Source organism: Paenibacillus sp. Soil766 (assembly GCF_001428105.1).
Taxonomy (GTDB): Bacteria; Bacillota; Bacilli; order Paenibacillales; family NBRC-103111; genus Paenibacillus_E.
On sequence record NZ_LMSJ01000053.1, the window covers coordinates 1 to 5,998 of the forward strand.

At 43.7% G+C, this 5,998-nt stretch carries 8 protein-coding genes, 7 tRNA genes and 1 rRNA gene; 15 read left to right on the forward strand and 1 reads right to left on the reverse strand.

Features of this window, described 5'->3' with window-relative positions; genetic code table 11:
• The 12 genes from rrf to ASG89_RS29545 form a co-directional block, all read left to right on the forward strand.
• Positions 1 to 96: ribosomal RNA gene (rrf, locus tag ASG89_RS29490) — 5S ribosomal RNA — on the forward strand; the annotation flags it as partial.
• Positions 97 to 183: 87 nt separating this feature from the next.
• A tRNA-Tyr gene (locus ASG89_RS29495) sits at positions 184 to 265 on the forward strand.
• A gap of 13 nt (positions 266 to 278) precedes the next feature.
• Positions 279 to 352, forward strand: a tRNA-Trp gene (locus tag ASG89_RS29500).
• A 10-nt stretch (positions 353 to 362) separates the two neighbouring features.
• A tRNA-Gln gene (locus ASG89_RS29505) sits at positions 363 to 437 on the forward strand.
• 17 nt (positions 438 to 454) lie between these two features.
• A tRNA-Lys gene (locus ASG89_RS29510) sits at positions 455 to 530 on the forward strand.
• A 59-nt stretch (positions 531 to 589) separates the two neighbouring features.
• Positions 590 to 669: transfer RNA gene (locus ASG89_RS29515), tRNA-Leu, on the forward strand.
• Between the two features lie 42 nt (positions 670 to 711).
• Positions 712 to 783: transfer RNA gene (locus ASG89_RS29520), tRNA-Gly, on the forward strand.
• A 9-nt stretch (positions 784 to 792) separates the two neighbouring features.
• Positions 793 to 866: transfer RNA gene (locus tag ASG89_RS29525), tRNA-Pro, on the forward strand.
• Between the two features lie 195 nt (positions 867 to 1,061).
• Positions 1,062 to 1,484: a VOC family protein gene (locus tag ASG89_RS29530; protein WP_057314933.1), complete on the forward strand. Its 423-nt coding sequence runs from the start codon at positions 1,062 to 1,064 to the stop codon at positions 1,482 to 1,484.
• Positions 1,485 to 1,512: 28 nt separating this feature from the next.
• Positions 1,513 to 2,100, forward strand: coding sequence for a thioredoxin family protein (locus ASG89_RS29535; RefSeq protein WP_057314934.1), 588 nt, complete (start codon positions 1,513 to 1,515; stop codon positions 2,098 to 2,100).
• 197 nt (positions 2,101 to 2,297) lie between these two features.
• Positions 2,298 to 2,963: a thiaminase II gene (tenA, locus tag ASG89_RS29540; protein WP_057314935.1), complete on the forward strand. Its 666-nt coding sequence runs from the start codon at positions 2,298 to 2,300 to the stop codon at positions 2,961 to 2,963.
• A 104-nt stretch (positions 2,964 to 3,067) separates the two neighbouring features.
• Complete coding sequence (locus ASG89_RS29545) at positions 3,068 to 3,253, forward strand: hypothetical protein (protein ID WP_057314936.1); 186 nt, start codon at positions 3,068 to 3,070, stop codon at positions 3,251 to 3,253.
• A 92-nt stretch (positions 3,254 to 3,345) separates the two neighbouring features.
• Here ASG89_RS29545 and ASG89_RS29550 read toward each other — a convergent pair whose 3' ends face one another.
• Positions 3,346 to 3,633, reverse strand: a complete 288-nt coding sequence (locus ASG89_RS29550; RefSeq protein WP_082593696.1) for a helix-turn-helix domain-containing protein — start codon at positions 3,631 to 3,633, stop codon at positions 3,346 to 3,348.
• Between the two features lie 235 nt (positions 3,634 to 3,868).
• Between ASG89_RS29550 and ASG89_RS29555 the strand changes: the two genes are divergently transcribed.
• The 3 genes from ASG89_RS29555 to ASG89_RS29565 all read left to right on the forward strand — a co-directional run bounded on the left by ASG89_RS29555 (position 3,869) and on the right by ASG89_RS29565 (position 5,740).
• The gene (locus tag ASG89_RS29555) at positions 3,869 to 4,312 is read left to right on the forward strand and encodes a HEAT repeat domain-containing protein (RefSeq protein ID WP_414813301.1); all 444 of its coding nucleotides are present in this window, start codon (positions 3,869 to 3,871) and stop codon (positions 4,310 to 4,312) included.
• A 25-nt stretch (positions 4,313 to 4,337) separates the two neighbouring features.
• Positions 4,338 to 4,544: a DUF3934 family protein gene (locus ASG89_RS29560; RefSeq protein ID WP_057314939.1), complete on the forward strand. Its 207-nt coding sequence runs from the start codon at positions 4,338 to 4,340 to the stop codon at positions 4,542 to 4,544.
• A gap of 128 nt (positions 4,545 to 4,672) precedes the next feature.
• On the forward strand, positions 4,673 to 5,740 hold the full coding sequence (locus ASG89_RS29565) for an FUSC family protein (protein ID WP_057314940.1): 1,068 nt from the start codon (positions 4,673 to 4,675) through the stop codon (positions 5,738 to 5,740).
• The last annotated feature ends 258 nt before the right edge of the window (positions 5,741 to 5,998 follow it).

The window sequence follows — 5,998 nt, forward strand, 5'->3', positions numbered from 1 at the left end:
GATCCACGCGTTCCCATCTCGAACACGACCGTTAAGCCTTCCAGCGTCGATGGTACTTGAACCGCAGGGTTCTGGGAGAGTAGAACGTTGCCAAGCAGACCTAATATAGGGATCTTTTAGTGAAGCTAAAAGTCTCTCTGCATTGGGTATTTTTTTTGTCAGTATGATTTGAATTGCCTTTATGGAGGCTTAGTGAAGTGGCTAAACACGGCAGACTGTAAATCTGCTCTCTTCGAGTTCGGTGGTTCGAATCCATCAGCCTCCATATACCTTTATGTAGGGGCATAGTTTAAGGGTAGAACAAAGGTCTCCAAAACCTTTGGTGTGGGTTCAATTCCTGCTGCCCCTGCCAATAACATCAATGGGGATTAGCCAAGCGGTAAGGCAACGGACTTTGACTCCGTCATGCCAAGGTTCAAATCCTTGATCCCCAGCCATTTTTTCTACAACACATGAGTCATTAGCTCAGTTGGTAGAGCACCTGACTTTTAATCAGGGTGTCGTAGGTTCGAATCCTACATGACTCACCATTTTATTCATAGGGATCTTTAGGCGTAGACTAAAGTCTTTCAGATTTATGTACCAACATGCGCGTATGGCGGAATTGGCAGACGCACTAGACTTAGGATCTAGCGGGCGACCGTGGGGGTTCAAGTCCCTCTACGCGCATCATCGTCCTCAGCTTGCATCATGCAGCTTGGGGACCCCTATGCGGAAGTGGCTCAGCGGTAGAGCATCGCCTTGCCAAGGCGAGGGTCGCGGGTTCGATCCCCGTCTTCCGCTTTTTATCTTCGGGACGTAGCTCAGCTTGGTAGAGCACCTGCTTTGGGAGCAGGGGGTCGCATGTTCAAATCGTGTCGTCCCGATAACAACCACAGTTCTTCATCTAATGATGAGGGGCTGTGGTTTTTTGTTTTGACCAAAGTGTTGCATGGGTCTTTAGTTCACCTAGGGTTACCCCTGGTTACTTAGTTACCTCGATGTAACTCATTTTCTAACCACCCCTGTTCGAGTATACTGGAAATGAAGTAAAAGTAAGAATTCTAAGGAGGCTAAACTAAGTGGGTACGAATGCGAAAATAGGCGGCGGCGGTTTTCATCACGTTGCACTCAGAGCGAATGATTTTGACGCGACAGTCAAGTTTTATACAGAAGGATTAGGCTTTTTAGAGAAGAACAACTGGGGCGAAGGAAATAAGCGTGCAGTCTTACTAGACTCTGGTGACGGGAACTATATGGAGGTATTCGCTGGAGGTACAGGTGAGCAGATACCAGAAGGATATTTCTTCCATGTAGCATTCCGCAGTAATAATGTTGATGGAGCTGTCGAAGCAGCCGTTGCTGCTGGAGCTATCGTGACGGTAGAGCCTAAAGACGTGATCTTAGGTGTGAATCCGCCAACTCCTGTACGTATTGCTTTTGTCAAAGGATTAAACGGTGAAATCATTGAGTTTTTCCAGAGTACTGGGGAGAACCAACTATAATTTTTCAGGGATGAAAGGGGCATATGACATGGCTTTTACCTTTACTTTATCGCTCGGAGATGAAGCGCCTGATTTTTCATTGCCAGCTACGGATGGACAAACATACGCATTGAAGGATTTCAGCGATGCAAAAACGCTCGTACTATTTTTCACTTGCAACCATTGCCCTTATGTAATCGGTTCTAATGAAGTAACACGCGAAACTGCCAATCGGTATAAAGAGAAGGGTGTACTGTTCGTTGGTATTAACGCCAACAGCGTGAACACTAAGCCAGAAGATTCCTTTGATCATATGGTATCGCACATGAAGGAGCATCAATATCCATGGGTGTATCTGAGAGATGAAACGCAAGAAACAGCTTTAGCCTACGGGGCTCTGCGAACACCTCATTTCTATGTTTTTGATGAAAATCGCAAGTTAGTCTACACAGGACGCGGCGTTGATAATCCAAAGGATGCATCTAAAATCACAATAAATAATTTAGATATCGCTTTAGAAGAGCTGACCTCTGGTCAAGCAATTACGTTACCGTTGACGAACCCACTTGGTTGTAATGTGAAATGGGACGGTAAGGATGCGCATTGGATGCCTGCTGATGCGTGTGACTTGGTATAGCGTACTTCCTGTTAGCTTACATATCTCACATTATTGAAAGCAATGAGCCTCCACAGTGTGGAAGTTCATTGCTTTTTTTACTATTCATTACTAGCAATAAAGTTAATATATAGTAAAATAATAGAGTTCATTAAATCTACTAATGGTAGTTCACTCATCTTTTTAATCATAGAATTCCATGCCAAAGGAGACTTATAATGTCCTTCACTCAGCACTTAGTCCAGAAATATCAGTACGAATGGCGCCAAACCCAACAGCATCCCTTTGTTCAAGAATTAGGTCAAGGAACACTAGACCGCGATAAATTCAGGTTCTACATGATTCAAGATTATTTATATTTAATTGATTATGCCAAATTATTCGCATTAGGAGTAATCAAGGCGCCAGATCTCACAACGATGAGTGAATTCTCAGCGTCCTTAAGTAATATTTTGCATGAAGAAATGGGCATTCATCGTTCATACGCAGCTCGCTTTGGTATCACCAAGGAAGAATTGGAGCAGGCCGAACCTTCACCAATTACACTCGCATATTCGCATTACATGTTGCACGTAGCACAGAATGGCGGGTTAGCGGAGTTAACAGCAGCCTTGCTTCCCTGTATGTGGAGTTACTGGGAGATCGGTCGCATGCTCAAAGAGATCCCAGGTGCAGTGGATCATCCTGACTATGGTGAATGGGTGAGAGGATACAGCTCAGATGAGTTCGGCCAACACGCACAATGGTGCATAAATTTAATGGATCGACTAGCCATAGGGAAATCAGAAAGTGAATTAGCGCGATTAGAAACTATTTTTTTGAATACGACTCGCTACGAAACGTTGTTCTGGGAAATGTCGTACCAACAACAGATGTGGCTGTAATTTCCGACACAAGTGCCAATGAAACGCATTCATAAGAGTCAATAGAACGAATATACATATACGGAAATCATCAAAAGTTGGTTATCAACTGGGAGGTGTTTCGTATGATTTATTGGATTTTGGCTGTGATTGTCGTGGTCGTTGGTGCGCTGGTCATCCTGAGCGTAAGAAGAAGTAGATCGAAAGCGCCTGCTGAAGTGAAAACGCACAAGCCCTGCTCTTACTGCAACGAGGAAATCGCGATTGATGCGCCAGTGTGCAAGTATTGTAGGGGGGTTGTAGTGAGTTAAATGAATACTAGGAATTCCGGTTAAAAGGGGAAAAGAAAAGCAACGAGTCCTTCGCTAAAGTGCGAGCTGCTCGTTGCTTTTTTGTATCTGTATTAGTCTTTCTTACTTCGTCTACTAGCTTCCTTCGCATCTAACGTTCCTAGGAAATCACTCGCTGTCCTGACAATATATTGAACCTCATCAAGGCCGCGTTCCATTAGCATGCTTTTGTGAATATCGATAATCAATTTCTTTTCATGGATGCCATCTACACCGTCAAGTGTTTGAAAATTAAACAACCCGCTCGGGTCTATGTCTAACGCATTCATTAGCGTTTCCAACGTGGTCAATGAAATGTTCCTTTGGCCTCGTTCAATATCTGATATGTGCGATTTGCTCATACCGACTTTGCCTGTTTTTTCAGCAAGCTACATAAACTAAACATATGAGAAAACCTTTATCGAGGCCATTCAAAGATGAGCGACCGCGTTTAAATGGAAGTCTCATCGCCAAATTAAAGGAGTGTTTTCGGGTGCAGAAAACGTATACTTTCAATATGTGGTCAAAAAAGTTGGCGCTCTGCCTAAAAAAAGTGTAACATCTAACTCATATAGCCACAGAAGGAGCTTGAATCCCTTGAATATTGAATTACACAATGAGTTACCTACCGATTTTGAAGAGTTGAAAAAAGCAGCAAACCGCACATCCAATTGGAGGGAGCGTCTTTCTGCCGTTGAAGCACTAGGTGAACATGGCGATCAACAATCGGTTCATATTCTTAAACGTCTAATGACCAATGATACCGTGTATGCGATACAGGAGACGGCTTATCGTAAGCTCAAACTTTTAGGTGAGGATGTACAACTGCCCCCTCGCAAAAAAGGTGACTTAATAAAAGGCGCTGGTAAAATTTTACTTCGCATCAAGAAGAGCTTGCCAGAAGGTCATACGTATGAGGCTTTCAAGGAAAAGCTGCAGAAAATGAGAAGTGATGTTTATGACACTTACGAAGGTGACAAAGGCTCTGATTTTGATCAATGGCTAGAATCGACATGGTCGGGTTTATTAACTAATAAATAAGAAGTAACACGTATGGAGTGAGTTTATGGCTAAGGGTAAAGGTGGAACAGGTAGAGGTACTGACAGCAAAGGCTGGAACCGGTGGAAAGCAAGCGAGAACCGGGCGAAGAGTGCCCCGAAACCCTACAAGAGTAAAGGACTGAAAGCTGCTGCAATCGCGGCTAAGGCTGCAGGTACTTCAAGTACTTCAAGTACTGCGGGTACAGCGAGTACCAAAAACTCCAAAGCTTAGCATATTGCTAAGTAACGAACCACCTTCGGCATTGTGCCGGGGGTGGTTTGTTTGGTGATGTTTGTTTTTGCATCCATCACATGACCTGTGTAAGATAGATGTAGGATATTTTGGATGAGGTGAGAGTCATGGTATTTGGGGCGCGCGTGTGGAAAACAGGCATCGCTGTTGCATTAGCTTTATACATAAGTGCTTGGCTCGAATTCACGCCACCAGTCATCGCGGCTGTTGCGGCGATCTTTGCGATGCAGCCCTCGATTTATCGTTCTTGGCGTTATTTCTTGGATCAGTTGCAGACGAATATCATAGGTGCGGCTTTTGCCCTGCTGGCCGGGATGTTTTTTTCGCAAAATGTTATTGCCATTGGTATCGTATGTATTATTGTTATCATTCTAAGTTTACGTTTGCGGATGGAAGAAACCATAGGTCTTACCTTAGTAACCGTTGTAGCCGTGATGGAGGCGTCGGGGGAGTGGCGTTTTGCTGTTAATCGGCTGTTGCTTAGCTTGATCGGGATCGGGTGTGCCTTCGTAGTGAATGTACTTTTCTTCCCACCTAAGCCTAAGGAACAATTTGCAGCGCAGATCGGATCTATTTTCAGCAAAATGTCACTGCTCCTTCGCACGGTAATCTCAAATGAGATCAAGGAAACGGTGTTTCGTGAAGAGAAGGAAAGTCTTCGCAATAGCCTAAAGTCGTTATCTGAGAAATATAGACTTATGGAAGAAGAAATTAAGAAGTTGAAGGGCAGCGGCTCCAAAAGAATCCGCGAACTCGTCGTCTACAAGCAGAAGCTGCTTGTCATGTCTAAAGGGCTTGAAGTGTTGGAAGCAGTAGATGAGCACTATTTTCAGGCTTCTCCAAGTGCGGAAACAGATGTATGTTTCGATGATCATATGGAGAAATTGATTAAGTACCACGAGCATGTACTCTTGAAATACGATGATAAGTTGAAGGAAACAAGTTCAGATAGTTTGGAAATTGAGGCGGAGAACGAACAGTTTATGATCGATCTTCTTGCACGTTATAGGGAGCAACCAGGTGGTATGCTTCGACTCTCTATTGTGGCAGCAGCTATGTATGACTATGGTCATCAGATCGCGCGTTTGGATAAGCTTGTCGAGCATGATCATCGAGGGGAGACTGAAGAGAGGGAACCTTTTGAGATTTTGCTCAAAAGTATTCGGTTGAAATAATTCAGATTTACGTTTGCTTTACATAATGGTTTGTGTTATATTATGTTTCTTGCTCCGGACAGGACAAGCATGAACAAGCACAAACCATGGAGTCTGAACGTGTTGAATATCTTCACGAATGGATGAAGTAAAATAAAGCTTGCAAATGAGAATTCAATATGGTATATTACTTCTCGCTGCTTCGGTAACACGGTAGCGAACGAAAGAAATTGATCTTTGAAAACTGAACAACGAGTGAGTAAGCAAGTCGAGTAATCG